The sequence below is a fragment of the Janthinobacterium sp. PLB04 genome, assembly GCF_021165895.1.
Lineage (GTDB): Bacteria > Pseudomonadota > Gammaproteobacteria > Burkholderiales > Burkholderiaceae_D > Janthinobacterium > Janthinobacterium lividum.
In genome coordinates, this window is the sequence record NZ_CP088968.1 from 1,494,019 (window position 1) to 1,514,234 (window position 20,216).

Here is a 20,216-nt window from a genome sequence, read left to right on the forward strand (position 1 = left end):
GGCCGTCATCGGCAGCGGTTCCTTTACTCCTGCTTTCAAGCGCCCAGCCACGGTAACCCCGCCTTGCACCAGCCGCCGATCTGCTTGCGGTGGCCATCGGCGTCCTTGTCACCCTCAAAACCTTCGAGGATGTCGAAGCAGTTCATGTAGCCGTGTTCCGTCGCCAGCTTGGCGGCATGGCGCGAACGCACGCCGGAGCGGCACAGGAACAGCAGCACCTCATCCTTGCCGGCCTGGGCGGCCAGTTGCGCAAGGAAATCGGGATTCGGCACGCCACCCGGGTAGGTGGCCCACTGCACCGCACCATGCTGGGTATCGGCGATGTCGACCCGGCCGACCCAGTCGCGCTCGGCATTCGTGCGCACATCGATGAGCTTGGCGGCAGCGTCGAGTTGCAATAGGTCGTACGCTTCCTGCGGCGTGACGGCGCCGGCATACGGCGTACCTTCATTGGCCCGGCTGCGGGCGTTGGTCAGGATGTCGGCGGCGGTAGTCATGGCGTCCTCGATGAAAGTGGGCAGGTGTGTACGATTATAGTGCGCCGTTCGCGCCCCGCAAACGGGAAACCATGGTGCACAGTCTTTGCACCACAACGAGGCATTTTCCAGAAATTCATACAAAATGCACGATAATGGTGCGTTATTCGTTTTTTGCACTTGCATAGTGCATTCTTGATTTGACGCAAACGCAGCAGGAAAATCGCGGGCATGAAACTTTCACTGGGATGGCAGTAATTTTGTTGCCGGCACCAGGGGGCTCCTGGAGCTGGCATGGAATCTGCTATGATCCTTATGAGTTTTGGTGGCACGCAATGTTTGCTTCGCTTCATCAGCCCAGACGCACTAAGGTCGGCTCACCCCACATTCATTTAGGAGATACGCATGGCAATGACAGCCGCAGAAGTCTTGAAGATGGTAGAAGAAAACGAAGTCAAATTCGTTGATTTCCGCTTTGCTGATACCCGTGGTAAAGAGCAGCACGTGACGGTTCCCGTGTCGCACTTCGACATGGACAAATTCGAGTCGGGCCACGCCTTTGACGGTTCTTCGATCGCTGGCTGGAAAGGCATTGAAGCGTCCGACATGATCTTGCTGCCGGATCCAAACACGGCCAATATCGACCCGTTCATGGAAGAAACGACCCTGTTCATGCAGTGCGACGTGATCGAACCGTCGGACGGCAAGGGCTATGACCGCGACCCGCGCTCGATCGCGAAACGCGCCGAAGCCTACCTGAAATCGTCGGGCATGGGCGACACCGCCTACTTCGGCCCTGAGCCGGAATTCTTCATCTTCGACAGCGTGCGCTGGAAGATCGACATGTCGGGCTGCTTCGTCAAGATCGGTTCGGACGAAGGTTCGTGGTCGACCGGCAAGGACATCGAAGGCGGCAACAGCGGCCACCGTCCTACCGTCAAGGGCGGCTACTTCCCCGTGCCACCAGTGGACAGCTTCCAGGACATGCGTTCGGAAATGTGCCTGATCCTGGAATCGCTGGGCATCCCGGTTGAGGTACATCATCACGAAGTGGCCGGCGCCGGCCAGAATGAAATCGGCACCAAGTTCTCGACCCTGGTCGAGCGCGCCGACTGGACGCAAAACCTGAAATACGTGGTGTGGAACGTGGCGCACAGCTATGGCAAGACCGCCACCTTCATGCCGAAACCTATCGTTGGCGACAACGGTTCGGGCATGCACGTGCATCAATCCGTATGGAAAGATGGCAAAAACCTGTTCGCTGGCGACGGCTATGCCGGCCTGTCCGATTTCGCCCTGTACTACATCGGCGGCATCATCAAGCACGCCAAGGCACTGAACGCGATCACCAATCCGGGCACCAACTCGTACAAGCGCCTGGTACCAGGCTACGAAGCCCCAGTGAAACTGGCGTACTCGGCGAAAAACCGTTCCGCCTCGATCCGCATCCCGCACGTGGCCAATCCAAAAGGCCGCCGCGTCGAAGCGCGCTTCCCGGACCCACTGGCGAACCCGTACCTGTGCTTCGCCGCACTGCTGATGGCTGGCCTGGACGGCGTTGCCAACAAGATCCATCCAGGCGAAGCCGCCTCGAAAGATCTGTACCATCTGCCGCCGGAAGAAGACGCACTGATCCCGACCGTGTGCGCTTCGCTGGAAGAAGCTTTGGACGCACTGGACAAGGACCGCGAGTTCCTGACCCGTGGCGGCGTGTTCAGCGATTCGATGATCGACGCTTACCTGGAACTGAAAATGCAGGACGTACAGCGCATGCGCATGACCACGCATCCTGCCGAGTTCGACATGTACTACTCGCTGTAATGGCGCCATGCCGGCAATGTGCCGGTAGTGAATAAAAAACGCGGGTGAGGCGATGGTCTTGCCCGCGTTTTTTTATGCAGTACGCCAAGGCGGTGATCGTGCGGTGTTGTATAGTCGGCCCAGGAACGATGCGGCATGTGCCGACAGGAGTGAAGATTGACCAAGCATTACAGAATGGCGCTGATGGCAGGATTGCTGGGCGCGGCGGCACAGGCGCACGGGCAGCTGTATGTGTGCGCCGATGCGCAAGGACACAAGACGTACACGGACAAGCGGGCTGGCGCGCATTGCCAGCTGCTCGATTTACCGGGCGCCATGACGGAGCCGCCACGCAAGACGGTGCCGCTGGCCGGCGCGCCTGCCCGGCCCGCCATGCAGGCGGCGGCCACCGCGGCGCCTGCCGCCGGCGCGTTTCCCAAGGTCGATGGCGCCGAGCAGCGCGCGCGCGACCTGGACCGGCGCCAGATCCTGCAGGATGAATTGCGCAGCGAAGAGCAGAAACTGGCGGCACAGCGCCTGGAGTTCAACGCCGGCCAGCCCGAGCGCCAGGGCAATGAGCGCAACTATGCGAAATACCAGGAACGGGTGGCGCAATTGAAGGACAACATTAGCCGAACACAGCAGAACGTCGAGGCCCTGAAACGCGAGATCGCGAATATTCGGTAAAGCACATGACACCAGACAACCATTCCAGCCGTCCCGCCCACCTGGCCGGCCTTGATTTGCTCGCTTCAGCCGTGATCCTGATCGATGGCGACGGCCGCATCAGCTATGCCAACGCGGCGGCGGAAAACCTGCTGGAAAGCTCATTGAAAGCCCTGTCGCGGCAAAAGCTGACGGCGCTGTTCCTCAATCCCGACGAGCTGTCCGGTATTTGCACGCAGGCGCTCGAACATAAATTTTCCGACTTGCGGCAGGACCTGAGCCTGGAACGCCTGGGGCGCGAACCGCTGCGCGTGCACAGCATCATCAGCGCGCTCGACGCGCCGCGCGACGGCGTGCTGATCGAGCTGCGCGAAAACGTGCAGCAGCTAAAGCTCGACCGCGAGGAGCGCATCCTCGACCAGAGCCAGGTCAACAAGGAGTTGATCCGCAACCTGGCGCATGAAATCAAGAACCCGCTGGGCGGCATCCGCGGCGCGGCCCAGTTGCTGGAGCTGGAATTGCCGGCTCTGCACCTGAGCGAGCTGCGCGAATACACGCAAGTCATTATCAAGGAAGCGGACCGCCTGCAAACCCTGGTCGACCGCCTGCTGGCGCCGCACCGCCGCCCGCATATCGTGGGCGACGTGAATATCCACGAAGTGTGCGAGCGCGTGCGCAGCCTGATCCTGGCCGAATTTCCCAGTGGCTTGACTATTTCGCGCGATTACGATGCCTCGATCCCCGAGTTTCGCGGCGACAAGGAACAATTGATACAAACCGTGCTCAACATCGCGCACAACGCGGCGCAAGCCCTGGCCGAGCGCATCGAGGCGGGCGATGCGGAGCTGATTTTCAAGACGCGCGTGGCGCGCCAGGTGACCTTGGCCAAGGTCCGTTACGGCCTGGCATTAGACTTGCATATCATTGACAATGGACCGGGCATCGCACCCCAGATCCGCGACCGGATTTTCTACCCGCTGGTGTCGGGCAGGGAAGGCGGCAGCGGGTTGGGACTGACCTTGGCGCAAACCTTCGTGCAACAGCACCTGGGCGTGATCGAGTGCGAAAGCCGGCCTGGATACACCGATTTCAGGATCGTTCTACCCTTGCCATAAGCGAGGAGGTATCCCACCCATGAAATCCATTGCGGGACGCACACACTAATGAAGCCAATCTGGATAGTTGACGACGACGAATCAATCCGCTGGGTGCTGGAAAAAGCCCTGGCGCGGGAAAATCTCGCCACCAAGAGTTTTGCCAATGCGCGCGACGCCATCGCCGCACTGGAATTTGACACGCCGCAAGTGCTCGTGTCCGATATCCGCATGCCGGGCGCATCCGGCCTGGAATTGCTGCAGACGGTCAAGTCGCGTTTTCCCGGCTTGCCGGTCATCATCATCACGGCCTTCTCCGACCTCGATTCGGCCGTCGCAGCCTTCCAGGGCGGCGCCTTCGAATACCTGGCGAAACCCTTCGATATCGACAAGGCCGTCGAGCTGATCCGCCGCGCGCTGGAAGAAAGCCTGCGCGAGACCAGCGTCGAATCGGGCCCGTCGGAAACGCCGGAAATCCTCGGCCAGGCGCCGGCCATGCAGGAAGTCTTCCGCGCCATCGGCCGCCTGTCGCAATCGAATGTGACCGTGCTGATCACGGGCGAATCCGGTTCCGGCAAGGAACTCGTGGCGCGCGCGCTGCACAAGCACAGCCCGCGCGCGGCGCAGCCTTTCATTGCCCTGAACACGGCGGCGATCCCGAAGGATTTGCTGGAGTCCGAACTGTTTGGCCACGAACGCGGTGCATTTACGGGCGCGCAAACGACGCGCCGGGGCCGCTTCGAGCAAGCCGAGAACGGCACTTTGTTCCTCGATGAAATCGGCGACATGCCGTTCGACCTGCAGACGCGCTTGCTGCGCGTGCTGTCCGACGGCCATTTCTACCGCGTCGGCGGCCATCAGCCCATGAAGGCGAACGTGCGCGTCATTACCGCCACGCACCAGAATCTCGAGCAGCGCGTGCGCGACGGCCTGTTCCGCGAAGACTTGTATCACCGCCTGAACGTGATCCGCCTGCGCCTGCCCAGTTTGAGGGAGCGGCGCGAGGATATCCCCATCCTGGTGCGCCACTTCCTGGTGCAAAGCGCGCGCCAGCTGGGCGTGGAAGCCAAGCGCATGAGCGAGCCGACGATGCAGTTCCTCAGCAGCCTCGATTTGCCCGGCAATGTGCGCCAGCTGGAAAACCTGTGCAACTGGATCACCGTCATGGCGCCGGGCCAGACGGTGGAAATCAAGGACTTGCCGCTGGAATTGACGCAGGGGCAGGGCGATGGCGCGGCCACCGCGGCGGCGGGCGAAGCTGCGCCGGCGGCCGTGGCTCATCCGCATGGCGGCCAGGTCTTCGAGGCGGCCGCACCCGCCAACGGCGCGCCGCCGGGCTGGATCGGTTTACTGGAATTGCAGGCGGCCGGCATGCTGGGGGCAGGGCAGCAGGAAGTCATGGCCGTGCTGGGACGCCAGTTCGAGTCGGCCCTGATCAAGACGGCGCTCAAGCATACGCACGGGCGCAAGAACGATGCCGCCGTGCGCCTGGGCATCGGCCGCAACACCATCACCCGCAAGATATCCGAATTGGGTATCGACGGCGCCAAGGACGATTGACGTCTTGCCGGACGGGGGCTCCCCCGTCCGCTTTTTCTTGCGGTGTTCCTTGCACGCTACAACACCCACAGCAGGCGATAAGGTAAGCTGGCGCCTGCCGGACTGTTTCGTCCGGTGTTAACTTGAACTGTGGAATAGCATGCTCATAAACTGCGTGGCCTACCAGGATGGCAAAAAACTGGCCGACTTGCCGATCGACGACATCAGCGACTACGTCGAGCGCCCCGATTGCTTCGTCTGGGTAGCCCTGCTCGACGCTACGCCGGACGAGCTGAAACAGATGCAGCACGAGTTTTGCCTGCACGAACTGGCGGTGGAAGACGCGCAACGGGGTCACCAGCGCCCGAAGATCGAGGAATATGGCGATTCCCTGTTTGCCGTCGTGAAAACCGTAGAAATGGTCGAGAACGAACTGGTGTTGGGCGAAGTCGACATTTTCGTGGGCGCCAATTACGTGCTTTCGTCGCGCAGCAACAGCTCGCAAGGGTTCCTTGGCGTCCGTGCGCGCGCCGAGCGTGAACCGCACTTGCTGCGTCAGGGCTCCGCCTTTGTGCTGTATGCGCTGATGGACGCCGTCGTCGACCGTTACTTTCCCGTGCTCGACGCGCTGGAATCGGAACTGGAACTGATCGAGGACCGCATCTTCGACCGTGGCACCGAGCGCGACAATATCGAACGCCTGTATCAATTGAAGCGCAAGGTCATGGTCTTGCGCCACGTGGTGGCGCCCCTGATGGAAGCCGTGGGCAAGCTGCATGGCGGCCGCGTGCCGCCCCTGTGCCACGATACCCAGGAGTATTTCCGTGACGTGCATGACCATCTGGCACGCATCAACGGCACGCTCGACACCATCCGCGACACGATCAGCACGGCGATCCAGGTGAATCTGTCGATGGTGGCCATCGACGAGAGCGAAGTGAACAAGCAATTGGCGGCCTGGGCCGCTATTTTCGCCGTGTTCACGGCGTTTGCCGGCATCTGGGGCATGAACTTCAAGTTCATGCCGGAGCTGGACTGGCATTATGGCTACCCGGCCGCCGTGGCAGTGATGAGCTGTGTCTGCGGTTATATGTATTACTTGTTCAAGCGTTCCGGCTGGCTATAAAAAATTCCTGTGTATCTGTATTATTAAACAATAGCCAGGGGTACAATCGCGGCAGGTCCGCTGGGGCGGGCCATGGCTGAGAGTCGCCGCGCCGGCAAGTGTGCCTGCGCTTCCGGTGCTGCGCAGGAGCATTCATGAGTATTCCGTTGTTTGATGTGAATTCGCAAGAACCCCTGTTCGATGCCGAGCAGCGGCGCACCCTGGCGGAAGCGGCGCTGCGCTCGATTACCGCCTCGACGGCGCATGCCCGTGGCGACGACTTCCTGCGCATCCTCGTCAAGGACCTGGCCGAAGCGCTCGACGTGCACTATGTGATCGCCGGGCGGCTGGTGCGCCTGGACGACGGCAGCGAAGGCATCCGCACCCTCGCCCTGTGGGGCGGCGACGGCTACCAGCCGAATATCGAATACAGCCTGCAGCACACGCCTTGCCAGGACGTGACTTGCCAGAGCATGTGTTTTCATGGCAGCGACATCCAGCGTCGCTTTCCATACGATAGCCTCCTCGTCGACATGCGGGCGGAAAGCTATGTCGGCATGCCGCTGATCGATACCGATGGCAAGACCCTGGGCATCCTGTCGGCCATCGACACGCGGCCCATCGATGAAAACAAGCGCTTGCTGGCGCTGCTGCTGCTGTCGATCTTCTCGGCGCGCGGCGCGGCCGAGCTGCAGCACCAGGAGCGCACCCAGCAGCTGGAAGAAATCGTGCGCGTGCGCACCGAGTCGCTGCTGGCGGCGCAAGCGAACCTGATCGAGCAGGAACAGATGGCGGCGCTCGGTTCGCTGGTGGCCGGTGTCTCGCATGAAGTCAACACGCCCATCGGCGTGGCGCTGACGGCGGCGTCGAGCATGGGCAGCTATGCCGACCAGCTGGTGCAGCTGCTGGGCGGCGCCAAGGTCAGCCGCGCCGAACTGATCGACATTGCCGAATCCTTGAAAGGCGCGGCCGCCCTCGTCGAGCGCAACCTGGCGCGCGCTGCCGACCTGATCGGCAATTTCAAGCAGCTGGCGGTGGACCAGGTCAGCGAATACGTGGCCGACCTGGCCCTGCACGACTATGTGCACGGCCTGGTATCGGCGCACAGTCCGGAATTGCGCAAGGCGGCGCTCGGCGTGGAACTCGATATCGCCCCCGATTGCCAGGTGCGCCTGGCGGCCGGCAAGCTGTCGCAAATCCTCTCGAACCTGCTGATGAACAGCGCCCGCCATGGCTATCCGCAGGGCGGGCCGGGGCGCATCACGATACGCGCGCGCATCGAGGCGGATGACACTGACGCGGCTGCGCGCTGGCTGCTGCTGGATTTTTCCGACGACGGCATCGGCCTGGCGCCTGCCGTGCGCGAGCATATGTTTGAACCGTTTTTTACCACCAAGCGGGGCCAGGGCGGCTCCGGCCTGGGCATGCACATCGTCTACACCATCGTGCAGCAACTGGGCGGCCAGGTGTGCGCCATCGACAGCAGTCCCGGCTGTCATATACAGATCAGGCTGCCGCTGGCCGGCTGACGCCGCGCGGCTTCCCGGGCTCCCGGGAAAGGCCGCCCTATCCCTTTTCATCCCTGCTTTTCACATGTTGTATGTACGCCATACGCATGCTGAGTTCTGTTGACACTCATATTGTTGCTGTGATTCTATGTAGTTGTCTAGTTGACTTTTAGTCGTCTGGAGTCGCTCTGTACAACTGTCCCAGCGAAATTCGCGGCACCCGATCGCAGTGCCGTGCGAGGCGTTTCCTTTAGATGAACGAGTGCAATCCGGGTCGCAAATCCGGAGTCATATATAACCGTACAAATGAAAAAGGGTTCACCATGCTTAAAGAAACCGTCATCTCTCGTGCCGTTCGCATCGTCTGCGCCGGCGGTGTAGCTGCCGCCATGTCCGTTGTTTCGCAGTCCGCGATTGCACAAGATGCACAGGCTGCCGATACGCAGATCCAGCGCGTGGAAGTCACGGGCTCGTCGATCAAGCGCATCGCCGCCGAAGGCGCCTTGCCAGTCACCGTCCTGACCGCTGAAGCCATCCGCACCTCGGGCGCCACCTCGGTCACCGATCTGGTCAAGAAACTCTCTTCCGCCCAGGGCGCCACCAGCGAAAGTTCCTCGGTGGGCGGCAGCACCTTTGGTTTCTCCGGTATTTCCGTGCATAACGTGGGTGAGACGCGTACCCTCGTCTTGCTGAACGGCAAGCGCCTGGCCCAGTTCGGCGGCCAGACGCTGACCGGTTTTGCCGCCGGTTTCGATTTGAATTCGATTCCCATTTCAGCCATTCAGCGCGTCGAACTGCTGACCGACGGCGCCTCCGCGCTGTACGGCGCCGACGCCATTGCCGGCGTGGTCAACTTCATTACCAAGCACGACACGACTGAAGGCGATGTGTCCATCGGCTACTCCGCACCAAAAAACGGTGCGCGCGAGAAACGCATCAGCGCCACCAAGGGCTTTGGCAACCTGGAAGACGATGGCTACAACGTGGTGCTGACTTTTGGCCACGACGAGCGCGACAAGCTCGCTTCCGTCGACCGCAAGTTCGCCAGCACGGGCAAGGTGCAATTTTCGGCCAACGGCAAGCGCTATCAGAAGCAGCAATTCTCGGCCAGCCCGATTCCGGCCAACGCCACCGATGACAATGGCCAGTTGATCAGTCCTTTCCAGAAGAGCAACGGATCCTGTCCCGAGAAGACGTTCCGCGTGATCGAACCGTATAACGATGGCAGCGGCCTGGTCGATGACTACTGCGGCTACGATTTCACGAAGGATCTGGAAATCTATCCGGAGCGCAAGCGTGACAACTTCATGGCCTCGGGCACGTTCAAGATTGCCGGCCACGAAGTGTTTGCGGACGTGCTGCTGTCGCGCACCAAGCAAACCTCGCGTATCGCGCCCGTCCCTGGCGCCATCGCCGTGGATGCCGGCACGCCCCTGCATGACAAGTATTTATTGCCAATCGGTATTACCGGCGACAGCACGGCTTTTTACCGGCTGTTCGACATGGGCCAGCGTACCTCGAAGGATACGGCTGACTTCGCCAGCGTGGTGGTCGGTACGCGCGGCGTCGCTGCCGGCTGGGATTACAACGCCTCGTACAACTTCTCGGAAAGCCGCGTAAAAGGAAGTATTTCCGGCTATCCTGGCGCCATCGCCGTCAATAATCTCACGTCAAGCGGCTTGCTCGATCCCTTCGTCGGCCCGGGCAAGCAGTCCACTGCGGCGCAGGAAGCCATCAAAAGCGCCACCTTCTCCGGTTACTGGGATGGCGGCACCTCGCGCCTGCAAACCATCAATTTGAATGGATCGACGGAAGTGCGGCGTCTGGCTGGCGGCGCCATGATGTTGGGCGTGGGCGCCAACATCAACCGCGAGGAATTCTCGGCCAAGCCGAGCCCGTTTGCGCAAGGCATCCTGGCCGATCCCGTAAAAGGCACCTTGTGCGGCGGCACGACGGGCCTGGAATGCGACCAGCGTTTCGGCGACGCGGCCAGCAGCCAGCCATACAGCGCCAGCCGCACCTCGAAGGGCATCTTTGGCGAAGTTATCGCACCTGTGCTGAAAGAACTGGAACTGGGCGCGGCCTTGCGTTTCGATGACTTCTCGGACTTCGGCGGCGCCACCACGGCCAAGGCCAGCTTCAAGTGGACGCCGGCGCCCACCTTGCTGATCCGCGGTTCGGTCGGTAATGGCTTCCATGCGCCGACCGTGCCGCAAGTGAATGCCTTGCAGCGCGGCTATGGTGTCACCAGCGAAAAGTACACGTGCTCGCCAGCCTTGCAAGCCATCGCCACGCGTCTGAATGCACAATGCCAGCCAGGCAATCGCCAGTACGACCAGCTGGCCGGCGGCAACCGCGACTTGCAGCCCGAGAAATCGAAGCAGGCGACCATCGGTTTCCGTTACGAGCCGATCAGCGCCATCACCCTGGGCGCCGACCTGTGGCATGTGCAGATCCGCGATTCCTTCGGCCAGCTGACGGAACAGCTGGTATTCGCCAATCCGGCCAACTTCCCGAAATCCTGGGGCGTCAACAAGGACGTGGGCACGGGGACGACCTACCTGGCCTTCCTGGCGGATAACCAGAACCTCGGTAAATCGTTTGCCACCGGCGTCGATATCGACGTCAGCGCCCGTTACCGCTCCGGCATCGGCCTGTTCACGTCGCAGCTGAACGCGACGCAGATGCTGCGCGAGGATGTGCAGCTGGAACGCGATGGCCAATATTATTCGGCGCTGGGCAACTTTGCCGATCTGGGTACGGTGACTTTCCGCACGCGCGGCCAGTGGACGAATACCCTGAAAACGGGCAACTGGGCCAATTCGCTGACGGTCAATTTCCTGTCCGGCTACAAGGACCAGGAAACGTCGGTCGACGTGCTTGACGCTTCGGGCGCAGTGACGGGCCAGGAAAAGATCCGCATGAAAGTGGGCTTCTATTCGACGCTCGACTGGCAAACGGTATGGACGCCCAGCAAGAGCTGGGTCCTCACCGCAGGCGTGCTGAACTTGACCGACAAGAGCCCGCCATTCGTGCCATCGACGTCCGGCGCGAACCGCGGCCAGCAATTCGGCTATGACGACCGCTACTACGATCCGCGCGGCCGCACTGGCTACCTGAATGCCTCGTACAAGTTTTAAGCAGCGCGCAGGCGTAAAAAAACCGGCACATGGTGCCGGTTTTTTTTCGTCACGCTGCAGGGCGGGGACAGCGTGCTTAGCCGCGCGCCGCCATCGACAGCGCCACCGCTTCAGCCACCTTGATGCCGTCGACGGCCGCCGACAGGATGCCGCCCGCATAGCCGGCGCCTTCGCCCGCGGGGAACAGTCCCCGTGTATTCAGGCTTTGCAGGTCGTCGTCGCGGCGCTTGATGCGGATCGGCGAAGAGGTGCGCGTTTCCACGCCCGTCAGCACGGCGTCGGCCTTGTAATAGCCCTTGATCTGCTTGTTGAACGCCGGAAACGCTTCGCGCAAGGCCGTGATCGCGTATTCGGGCAGCGATGGGGCCAGGTCCGTCAAGTGTACGGCCGGCTTGTACGATGGCACCACGCTGCCAAATTCGGTCGAGGCGCGGCCTGCGACGAAGTCGCCGACCAATTGCCCTGGCGCATCGTAGTTGCCGCCTCCCAGGGCAAACGCGCGCTCTTCCAGTTCGCGTTGCAGGGCGATGCCGGCCAGCGGGTCGCCCGGGTAGTCGGCCGGCGTGATGCCGACCACGATGGCGCTGTTGGCGTTGCGTTCGTTGCGCGAATACTGGCTCATGCCGTTCGTCACCAGGCGCCCCGGTTCCGACGCGGCCGCCACCACCGTGCCGCCCGGGCACATGCAGAAGCTGTAGACGGAACGGCCATTGCTGGCGTGGTGCACCAGCTTGTAGTCGGCCGCGCCCAGGATCGGGTGGCCCGCGCTGGGGCCGAAGCGGCAGCTGTCGATCAGGGATTGCGGGTGTTCCACGCGGAAGCCGATCGAAAACGGTTTCGCTTCGATGTACACGCCGCGGCGGTGCAGCATCTCGAAGGTGTCGCGCGCGCTGTGACCGATGGCCAGCACGACGTGGTTGCTGGCGATGGTTTCGCCATTGTCCAGCACCACGCCACGCACCTGGCCGCCATCGCTGCCTGGCACGATGTCGAGATCGACCACTTTGCTGCTGAAGCGGTATTCGCCGCCCAGCCGTTCGATATTGGCGCGCATTTCTTCCACCATCTTGACCAGGCGGAAGGTGCCGATGTGCGGTTTGCTCACGTACATGATTTCTTCAGGCGCGCCCGCCTTCACGAATTCCGTCAAGACCTTGCGGCCGTAGTGCTTGGGGTCCTTGATCTGGCTGTACAGCTTGCCGTCCGAGAAGGTGCCGGCGCCGCCTTCGCCGAACTGCACGTTCGATTCCGGGTTCAGTTCGCGCTTGCGCCAGAAGCCGAAGGTGTCGACCGTGCGTTCGCGCACCTGCTTGCCCCGCTCCAGGATGAGGGGGCGCAAGCCCATCTGCGCCAGGATCAGCGCCACGAACAGGCCGCACGGGCCCGTGCCGATGACGATGGGGCGCGGTTCATTGGTGTGGCCGGCCAGCTGTTCGCCGCCGGCGACGAATTTGTAGTCGGTGTCGGGCGCGGGCATCAGGTGCACGTCGTGCTGCAGGCGCGCCAGCACGGCGGCTTCGTTCCTGACTTCGACGTGCAGCGAGTAAATCAACACCACGGCGCTGCGCTTGCGCGCGTCATAGCTGCGTTTGAAGACGGTAAAGCCGAGCAAATCGGCGGCGGCTATGCCCAGGCGCGCCAGGATGGCGGCGGGCAGGGCCGCTTCGTCGTGTTCAAGGGGGAGTTTTACTTCGTTGAGTCGCAGCATGGTGAATATCCGAAAAATGCAGGGCTCCGTATCTAGCGGAGAGTGTGTGGTGCCGCGTGAGGGCATCCGGGCGCTATTTTACCTCCACAGCGCTCACTGCTTCGTTTACAGGAGCTTTTTTTGGGGTGCAAAGGCACGTGTGCCGTCTGTGCGCATTGTCGCCACAATGCCATGGCGGGACCTGGAGCTGTTTTCTGGCTGCTACAAACTGGTGCAAATCGGTGCGTTGCTGGTGCGTCCGCTGCTCCTTGTTGGGGCGCGCAAATCCGAGCCTTATTTTTCAGGTAAATTTGTGTTGCTTTTTTGTTGTGGCAAGCTGATTTTGTTGACGCCTTGCCATTGCGTGTGATTTGATAGTGTTTTGTTTCTTGTCGGCGCAATTCTGTATCTTTGTTTCGCCCTCATTCCAGGAAGTGAGCAGCGTTGTCTTTTGCCGCTGCGGTTTCCTCAATTGGGGCGGGATTCTATTTTGAGACTATGACAAGGAATTTATTCTATATAGATCCATTCCTGAGAAAATATGTTTGTTTATTGCGAGGTGGATATGCAATATATTCTGCCTCATCTCGTAAAATGATTTCGTCTTGCGCCTCATCTATTTTGCGGGCTCTTTGTATTCATCTTTTTTAAAGCGAGCTCTTCCAGAGGTTTTCTAATTCCATTGGCGCAAAGCCACTGTTTGCAGTCATTCCAAGTAAGTTTGATTATCGTCCGCGAATGTTTTCATTCAGCCAGGGCGCTTTTTCCGTGTCTATTTATTGGGTAAATTGAAGTGTTGCGTCAATATAACAGTTTCTCTAATTTTATTGACCAGTTCGATTCAATATGTTCCGATGTGCCATTCTGTTTTATTTTGCGTATGCAAAGTGGAGACCGAGAGGATGTCTTGTGTGGCGGGATGGCAAGGCGATGAGAGTAGAAAGCGTTTAAAAACGCATAAGCGTGAGTGAAAAACTCCTTTACCAAAGCAGTATTACTGCGCTCATATAAATAATAGGGAATGACATGTTGAGAAAAACTGTAATAGCACGTGCATTAACGATCGCTTTCAGCGCATCGGTATTGAGCGTTGCGATTGTTCCAGCGGTAATGGCACAGTCGAATGCCACGGGCAATATCATCGGCAAGATCGCGCCGGATGCCAGCGCGTCGGTGCAGATCGTCGGTTCTGACAATGGTTTCAAACGGACCATTTCGCCCGATGCAAGTGGTACTTTCCGCATCACCTCCCTGCCAGTTGGCAACTACAAGGTGACCTTGCTGAAAGGCTCTTCCGTCGTCAGCACGCAGGATGTGGAAGTGCGCATCGGCCAGGAAAGCGAAGTGGCGCTGCAGCAGGTGCAAACCGTGAACGTGACGAGCCGCCGTCGTTCGATCGATGTCACCAGTTCCAACTCCGGCTCCTCCTTCAATTCGCGCGAACTGGCTACCCTGCCACTGGCGCCTACGGTTGCCAACATCGTGCAACTGGCAGGCGGCACCACGCGCGCCGACTCGCGCTACGGCAACAACGCCGCCAGCTTCGGCGGTTCGAGCGCGTCGGAAAATGCGGCATACATCAACGGTTTCCCTGTCACCAACAGCCTGTATCAGGTTGGCTACTCTTCCCTGCCTTTCGGCTCGATTGCTGAAGCACAAATCATTACCGGCGGCTACGGCGCCGAATTCGGTCGTTCGACAGGTGGCGTGGTCAATATCACCACCAAGAGCGGCACGAATAACTGGGAATTCGGTGCCGGCTTTACCTACGCGCCGGATTCGCTGCGCGGCAAGGCCAAGAACATCATGTTCCCGAATACGGGCGCCAATCCCAAGACGGATGGCAAGATCTACAACTACCGCGAAGGCGACAAGCTGACCGAGAAGGTCTACAACGCCTATGTCAGCGGCCCGCTGATCAAGGACAAGCTGTTCATCTATCTGGGTGGTGAATTTACCAAGATGGACCGCGAAACGGCGCGTCTGGCATCGACCAGCACGGTGAATAACCAGACTGGCTGGCTGGTACAGAAATCCGACGTACCGCGCTATATCGCCAAGATCGACTGGAATATCACCGACAACAACCGTCTCGAATACACGCATATTTCGGACGAGTCGAATGTCAACGATCAATACTACGGCTTCAACTACGACACCAAGCAGCGCGGCTATGTGCAGAACGGCGGCGCCAGATTCAAGAACTATTCGGCAGGTGTGCTGTTCCTCAACGCCACCGGCGCCGCGCTGGCGGCAGCCCAGGGTTCCAATATCGACATCCTCAAGCTGACCAGCTATGTGACCGACGATTTTACCGTGCAGGCCCTGATCGGCCAGGCCAAGACGCAACGCGAGCAAAATCCGTTCGGCTACATTCCAGGCTTGCGTCCTGTCGTTGCCTCCCCGGACAACCAGGTGCCAGGCGTGAATTACCAGCCTAGCCAGGTGCAGGGTTTCAGCTCGGCCCTGTTGCGCGACGGTGCGCAAGACACCAACCGCGGTTATCGCCTGGACCTGGAATACAAACTGGCCAAGCAGCATACGATACGCGGCGGTCTTGACCACAACAAGATCAATGCCCTGAACGGTACGGAAGCGGCCGGCGGCGGTACCTGGACTTACCTGAAAACCAATCCGAACACGGTATTGTCTGGCCACAATATGTCGCCGGCAGCTGGTGGCGGTTATGGCGCTCAAGGTTACTATGTGCGTGAAAACCTGCAGCGCGGCGGCTCCACCCCGACCGTCGAGCAGTCGGCGCAATACATCGAGGACCGCTATCAAGCCACCGAAAACCTGGTCGTGACCCTGGGCTTGCGCAATGAGTCGTTCAAGAATATGAACGGTATCGGTGAAACCTTCGTGGAACAGAAAAACATGCTGGCGCCGCGCTTGAATGCGGCCTGGAATGTGTATGGCGACGGTTCCCTGAAAGTCTTCGGTACGGCTGGCCGCTACTTCATGCAATTGCCGGCCAACATGGCCGTACGTTTTGCAGGCGCTTCGCTGAACACCGACCGCTTCTACACCTATACCGGCGTCAATCCAACCACCGGTGCACCGCTGGGCTTGAACCCGATCAGCAATGTCGTGTCGGCTAACAATGAATTTGGCCAGGAAAAACGCGCCAATGAATTGGCTGCAACCAACTTGAAGGCCCACTTCCAGGACGAGATCAACCTGGGCTTCGAGAAGGCGCTGACGCCTGATTTCAACGGCGGCATCAAGTTTACCTATCGTAAGCTGAAAAACACGATCGATGACTACTCGGATCCGCGCGCCATTTCGGCCAAGCTGACGGGTGCTGAGAAAGAGTACTTCGACGACCATGGCTGGAACGGCGCCCTGTTCAATCCAGGCAAGGACAACACCTTCATGATCCCGGTGGGACCAAACGGTGCGCAACGCGCGGTGACGATTACGGCTGCCGATGCAGGCTTCCCGGAAAAAGCCAAGCGTACCTACACGGCGCTGGAATTCATGCTGGAACATCCGATGCGCAATGGCTGGTATGGCAAGATGAACTACACGTGGTCGCGCAGCGAAGGCAATCAGGAAGGCCAGACCAAATCGGATAACGGCCAGGCCGACGTGGGCTTCAGCTCGGGATGGGACTTCCCGGAAACGATGGTCAACGGCAGCGGCTTGTTGCCGAACAACCGTACGCACCAGTTGAAAACCTACGGCTACTATGAGTTCACGAGCCAGTTCGGCGTCGGTGGCAACTTGCTGGTGGCAACGGGCCGTCCAATGTCGCGTACTTGCAATATCCCTGCGTCCATGGATCAACAAGGCTTGGGCTTGTCGCAATACGGCTCGATCTTCTTCCTGTGCCCAACGGGTCCGAACGGCCGTGGCGCATACGGCACACTGCCAACGGAAATGCGCCTGGACTTGAACTTCATCTACAAGCCAGAGCAAATCAAAGGCATCGTGTTAAAAGTCGACGTGCTGAACGCAACCAACCGTCAAGTGGCGCAATCCATTGACGAGGCCTACAACACCAGCGCCGCCGGCACTGCCGTCAGCCCTACGGCTGGCATGGTCAACGCGTATTCGAACCCGCGCACCGTGCGTTTGTCGGCTCAGTACAGCCACAAGTTCTGATGTGACTTCGCCTTCGCCGCTTGACAGTTGTCAACTGGTGGAGGCTGGTGTACACAGGCGGATATGGTAAAACATAGCAGGCTATGCCAGTCTGGCGCCCCGCAAGCTGAGAAGCTTGCGGGGCGTTTTCTTTGGCGGCGCGCTTTTGTAGGGCGTCGTGACGGTGTCTTACATCCCGCCCCACAATGCGCCCAAGGTGGCCAATGCCGTCAGGCCCGCCGTTTCCGTGCGCAGGATGCGCGGGCCCATGGCCAGGCCGATGGCGCCGGCGGCCAGGGCCGCCTTTTCTTCCGCTTCCGAAAACCCGCCTTCCGGTCCTACCATCACGGTGATGGCTTGCGGCGGCTGGTGGCGGGCCCAGTCGGCCAGCGACTGCTCCGCGCGCGGCGTCAAAATGATGCGTTTATGTAAATCTTGCTGGCTGCTCCAGCTATTGAAATCCTGCAGCGGTGCCAGCTGCGCCAGGCGGTTGCGCCCGCATTGTTCCGAAGCGGAAACGATAATGCCTTGCCAATGCGCGAGTTTTTTCTCGGCCCGTTCGCTTGACAGGCGCACGACGCAGCGCTGGGCCGACAGCGGCACGATGCCGGCCGCGCCCAGTTCGATGGCTTTTTCGATGATCCAGTCCATTTTGGATGCTTCCGGCAGCGCCTGCGCCAGGGTCACGGCATACGGCAGCTCCGCTTCACGCGCTATGTGCGTCTGGATTTCAGCCGTCACGCTGCGCTTGGCAACCGTCACCAGGCTCGCTTGCACTTCGCCGCCTTCGCCATTGAACAGTGTGATGACATCGCCCGGCGCCAGGCGCACGACTTGGATATGGTGGGCGACAGCCTCCGGCAGGGCGATGGTGGTGCCGGCAACGAGCGGCTGGGGGCAGAAAAAACGCGGCATGCAAATCCTCAACGGGGGTATATGTGGGGTGGAAAGACGTCAAAGTATAGCCATTTGGCTGGCCAGTACGCCGCAATTCTAATTTGCGGCCCCCCAGTCTGGTAAAATACTTGACCACAGAAAGCAGCCGGCTTCCCTGTCCGTGCTGTTGCAAACGAATCCCAAACTCGCGACTGACCCACACCATCATGACAACTACGCTCCCAACTACCAAAATGGCCAATGCGATCCGCGCACTGGCAATGGACGCTGTACAAAAGGCCAACTCCGGCCATCCAGGCATGCCAATGGGCATGGCCGAGATCGCAGTTGCTCTGTGGAGTGGTCACTATCGCCACAATCCCGCGAATCCAAAATGGCAGAACCGCGACCGTTTCCTGTTGTCGAACGGCCACGGCTCGATGCTGCATTACGCGCTGCTGCACCTGACCGGTTACGACCTGTCGATGGATGACATCAAGGCTTTCCGCCAGATGCATTCGAAAACCCCGGGCCACCCGGAAGTCGATATCACGCCAGGCATCGAGACGACTACCGGCCCGCTGGGCCAGGGCATCGCCAACGCCGTCGGCATGGCCCTGTCGGAGCAATTGCTGGCTGCTGAATTCAACAAGCCTGGCTACGATATCGTCAACCACTACACTTATGCTTTCGTTGGCGACGGTTGCCTGATGGAAGGTATTTCGCACGAAGTGTGCGCGCTGGCCGGCACCCTGGGCTTGAACAAACTGATCGCCCTGTACGATGACAACGGCATTTCCATCGACGGCAAAGTCGAAGGCTGGTTCACGGACGACACCCCGGCCCGCTTCGAAGCGTACGGCTGGAACGTCATCCGCGCCGTCGATGGCCACGATGTTGCCGCCGTGGCTGCCGCCATCGCCGCCGCCAAGACCGCATCGAAGCCAACCCTGATCTGCTGCAAGACCATCATCGGCAAGGGTTCGCCGAACCTGCAAGGCGGCGACAAGGTCCACGGCGCCGCGCTGGGCGACAAGGAAATCGCTGCCGTACGCGAATACATCGGCTGGGATGCCGCGCCATTTGAGATGCCGGCCGACGTGTACGCGGCCTGGGATGCCAAGAAACAAGGTGCCTTGCTGGAAGCGGACTGGAACGAGCGCTTTGCCGCCTACAGCCGTGAATTCCCGCAGCAAGCCGCAGAATTGTCGCGTCGCATGCAGGGCGAGTTGCCAGCCGCGTTTGAAACGGCGCTGTCGGCCGCCATCGCTTCCTGCGTCGAGAAAAAAGAAAACATCGCCACCCGCAAGGCCAGCCAGAACGCCATCCAGGCCCTGGCTTCGTCCCTGCCGGAATTCCTCGGCGGTTCGGCTGACCTGACCGGTTCGAACCTGACCAACTGGAAAGAGTGCGTAGCCGTGCGTTCGGGCCAGCCGGGCAACCATATCAACTACGGCGTGCGCGAATTCGGCATGAGCGCCATCATGAACGGCATCACCTTGCACGGCGGCTACATTCCGTTCGGCGCCACGTTCCTGACGTTCTCCGACTATAGCCGCAATGCCCTGCGCATGGCCGCGCTGATGAAACTGCGTTCGATCTTCGTGTTCACCCACGATTCGATCGGCCTGGGCGAAGACGGCCCGACGCACCAATCGGTCGAGCACGTTTCGTCGATGCGTTTGATCCCGAACCTGGACAACTGGCGTCCATGCGACACCGTCGAGTCGGCCGCTGCCTGGGGCGCCGCCGTGCGCCGCAAGGATGGCCCGTCGACCCTGATCTTCTCGCGCCAGAACCTGCCGTACCAGGAGCGTAGCGCCGAACAGATCGAGAACATCTACCGCGGCGGCTATGTGCTGAACGACGTGGCCGATGCCAAGGCGATCCTGATCGCCACCGGTTCCGAAGTGGAACTGGCTGTCGCCGCCGCCAGCGCGCTGGCCGCCGAAGGCATCAACGTGCGCGTGGTGTCGATGCCGTCGACCGACGTGTATGACCGCCAGGACGCCGCCTACAAGGCCAGCGTGCTGACGAAAGGCGTGCCGCGCGTGGCTATCGAAGCGGGTGTGACCAGTTTCTGGTACAAATACGTGGGCCTGGAAGGCGCCGTGGTTGGTATCGACACGTTTGGCGAATCGGCTCCGGCTGGCGTGCTGTTCAAGCACTTCGGCTTCACGGTCGAGAACGTCGTGGCCAAGGTCAAAGCCGTTATCGCTGGCTAATATTGATTTCTAAC

Annotated in this window: 13 protein-coding genes; 10 read left to right on the forward strand and 3 right to left on the reverse strand. The window is 60.3% G+C overall.

The features are described 5' to 3' along the window. Nucleotides 1-35: 35 nt before the first annotated feature. Complete coding sequence (locus tag LSO07_RS06495; RefSeq protein ID WP_151092908.1) at nucleotides 36-497, reverse strand: rhodanese-like domain-containing protein; 462 nt, start codon at nucleotides 495-497, stop codon at nucleotides 36-38. 384 nt (nucleotides 498-881) lie between these two features. Here LSO07_RS06495 and glnA point away from each other — a divergent pair, with 384 nt between their 5' ends. The 7 genes from glnA to LSO07_RS06530 all read left to right on the forward strand — a co-directional run bounded on the left by glnA (nucleotide 882) and on the right by LSO07_RS06530 (nucleotide 11,328). After that, nucleotides 882-2,297, forward strand: coding sequence for a type I glutamate--ammonia ligase (gene glnA, locus LSO07_RS06500; protein ID WP_029496182.1), 1,416 nt, complete (start codon nucleotides 882-884; stop codon nucleotides 2,295-2,297). 156 nt (nucleotides 2,298-2,453) lie between these two features. Continuing rightward, nucleotides 2,454-2,963, forward strand: coding sequence for a DUF4124 domain-containing protein (locus LSO07_RS06505; RefSeq protein ID WP_318526553.1), 510 nt, complete (start codon nucleotides 2,454-2,456; stop codon nucleotides 2,961-2,963). 5 nt (nucleotides 2,964-2,968) lie between these two features. Then, nucleotides 2,969-4,057: a nitrogen regulation protein NR(II) gene (gene glnL / locus LSO07_RS06510; protein ID WP_151092910.1), complete on the forward strand. Its 1,089-nt coding sequence runs from the start codon at nucleotides 2,969-2,971 to the stop codon at nucleotides 4,055-4,057. 48 nt (nucleotides 4,058-4,105) lie between these two features. Continuing rightward, on the forward strand, nucleotides 4,106-5,596 hold the full coding sequence (gene ntrC, locus LSO07_RS06515) for a nitrogen regulation protein NR(I) (protein ID WP_034782485.1): 1,491 nt from the start codon (nucleotides 4,106-4,108) through the stop codon (nucleotides 5,594-5,596). Nucleotides 5,597-5,735: 139 nt separating this feature from the next. Next, nucleotides 5,736-6,701, forward strand: coding sequence for a magnesium/cobalt transporter CorA (gene corA / locus LSO07_RS06520; RefSeq protein WP_034760218.1), 966 nt, complete (start codon nucleotides 5,736-5,738; stop codon nucleotides 6,699-6,701). Between the two features lie 134 nt (nucleotides 6,702-6,835). Continuing rightward, nucleotides 6,836-8,209 carry a GAF domain-containing sensor histidine kinase gene (locus LSO07_RS06525; protein ID WP_151092912.1) on the forward strand — a complete coding sequence of 458 codons (1,374 nt, stop codon included), beginning with the start codon at nucleotides 6,836-6,838 and terminating at the stop codon, nucleotides 8,207-8,209. 302 nt (nucleotides 8,210-8,511) lie between these two features. After that, on the forward strand, nucleotides 8,512-11,328 hold the full coding sequence (locus LSO07_RS06530; protein WP_225317197.1) for a TonB-dependent receptor plug domain-containing protein: 2,817 nt from the start codon (nucleotides 8,512-8,514) through the stop codon (nucleotides 11,326-11,328). Between the two features lie 76 nt (nucleotides 11,329-11,404). Here LSO07_RS06530 and LSO07_RS06535 read toward each other — a convergent pair whose 3' ends face one another. Continuing rightward, nucleotides 11,405-13,036 carry an NAD(P)/FAD-dependent oxidoreductase gene (locus LSO07_RS06535; RefSeq protein ID WP_070260040.1) on the reverse strand — a complete coding sequence of 544 codons (1,632 nt, stop codon included), beginning with the start codon at nucleotides 13,034-13,036 and terminating at the stop codon, nucleotides 11,405-11,407. Here LSO07_RS06535 and LSO07_RS06540 point away from each other — a divergent pair. Both LSO07_RS06540 and LSO07_RS06545 read left to right on the forward strand, forming a co-directional pair. Next, nucleotides 13,035-13,385, forward strand: a complete 351-nt coding sequence (locus LSO07_RS06540; protein WP_151092914.1) for a hypothetical protein — start codon at nucleotides 13,035-13,037, stop codon at nucleotides 13,383-13,385. The genes LSO07_RS06535 and LSO07_RS06540 overlap by 2 nt on opposite strands. Nucleotides 13,386-14,125: 740 nt before the next feature. After that, complete coding sequence (locus tag LSO07_RS06545) at nucleotides 14,126-17,122, forward strand: TonB-dependent receptor (protein ID WP_191909593.1); 2,997 nt, start codon at nucleotides 14,126-14,128, stop codon at nucleotides 17,120-17,122. A gap of 168 nt (nucleotides 17,123-17,290) precedes the next feature. On the opposite strand, the gene LSO07_RS06550 is transcribed toward LSO07_RS06545, so the two are convergent. Then, nucleotides 17,291-18,016 (reverse strand): 16S rRNA (uracil(1498)-N(3))-methyltransferase, encoded by a 726-nt coding sequence (locus tag LSO07_RS06550; RefSeq protein WP_151092918.1) that lies wholly within the window; start codon nucleotides 18,014-18,016, stop codon nucleotides 17,291-17,293. A gap of 188 nt (nucleotides 18,017-18,204) precedes the next feature. On the opposite strand from LSO07_RS06550, the gene tkt reads away from it, so the two are divergent. Continuing rightward, nucleotides 18,205-20,202 (forward strand): transketolase, encoded by a 1,998-nt coding sequence (gene tkt, locus LSO07_RS06555; RefSeq protein ID WP_034782495.1) that lies wholly within the window; start codon nucleotides 18,205-18,207, stop codon nucleotides 20,200-20,202. The last annotated feature ends 14 nt before the right edge of the window (nucleotides 20,203-20,216 follow it).

What these genes read in the sequence shown, in the direction of transcription:
- LSO07_RS06495 (WP_151092908.1), bottom strand. Translation starts at nt 497, where the DNA reads ATGACTACCGCCGCCGACATCCTGACCAACGCCCGCAGCCGGGCCAAT.
- glnA (WP_029496182.1), top strand. Translation starts at nt 882, where the DNA reads ATGGCAATGACAGCCGCAGAAGTCTTGAAGATGGTAGAAGAAAACGAA.
- glnL (WP_151092910.1), top strand. Translation starts at nt 2,969, where the DNA reads ATGACACCAGACAACCATTCCAGCCGTCCCGCCCACCTGGCCGGCCTT.
- ntrC (WP_034782485.1), top strand. Translation starts at nt 4,106, where the DNA reads ATGAAGCCAATCTGGATAGTTGACGACGACGAATCAATCCGCTGGGTG.
- corA (WP_034760218.1), top strand. Translation starts at nt 5,736, where the DNA reads ATGCTCATAAACTGCGTGGCCTACCAGGATGGCAAAAAACTGGCCGAC.
- LSO07_RS06525 (WP_151092912.1), top strand. Translation starts at nt 6,836, where the DNA reads ATGAGTATTCCGTTGTTTGATGTGAATTCGCAAGAACCCCTGTTCGAT.
- LSO07_RS06530 (WP_225317197.1), top strand. Translation starts at nt 8,512, where the DNA reads ATGCTTAAAGAAACCGTCATCTCTCGTGCCGTTCGCATCGTCTGCGCC.
- LSO07_RS06540 (WP_151092914.1), top strand. Translation starts at nt 13,035, where the DNA reads ATGGTGAATATCCGAAAAATGCAGGGCTCCGTATCTAGCGGAGAGTGT.
- LSO07_RS06535 (WP_070260040.1), bottom strand. Translation starts at nt 13,036, where the DNA reads ATGCTGCGACTCAACGAAGTAAAACTCCCCCTTGAACACGACGAAGCG.
- LSO07_RS06545 (WP_191909593.1), top strand. Translation starts at nt 14,126, where the DNA reads ATGGCACAGTCGAATGCCACGGGCAATATCATCGGCAAGATCGCGCCG.
- LSO07_RS06550 (WP_151092918.1), bottom strand. Translation starts at nt 18,016, where the DNA reads ATGCCGCGTTTTTTCTGCCCCCAGCCGCTCGTTGCCGGCACCACCATC.
- tkt (WP_034782495.1), top strand. Translation starts at nt 18,205, where the DNA reads ATGACAACTACGCTCCCAACTACCAAAATGGCCAATGCGATCCGCGCA.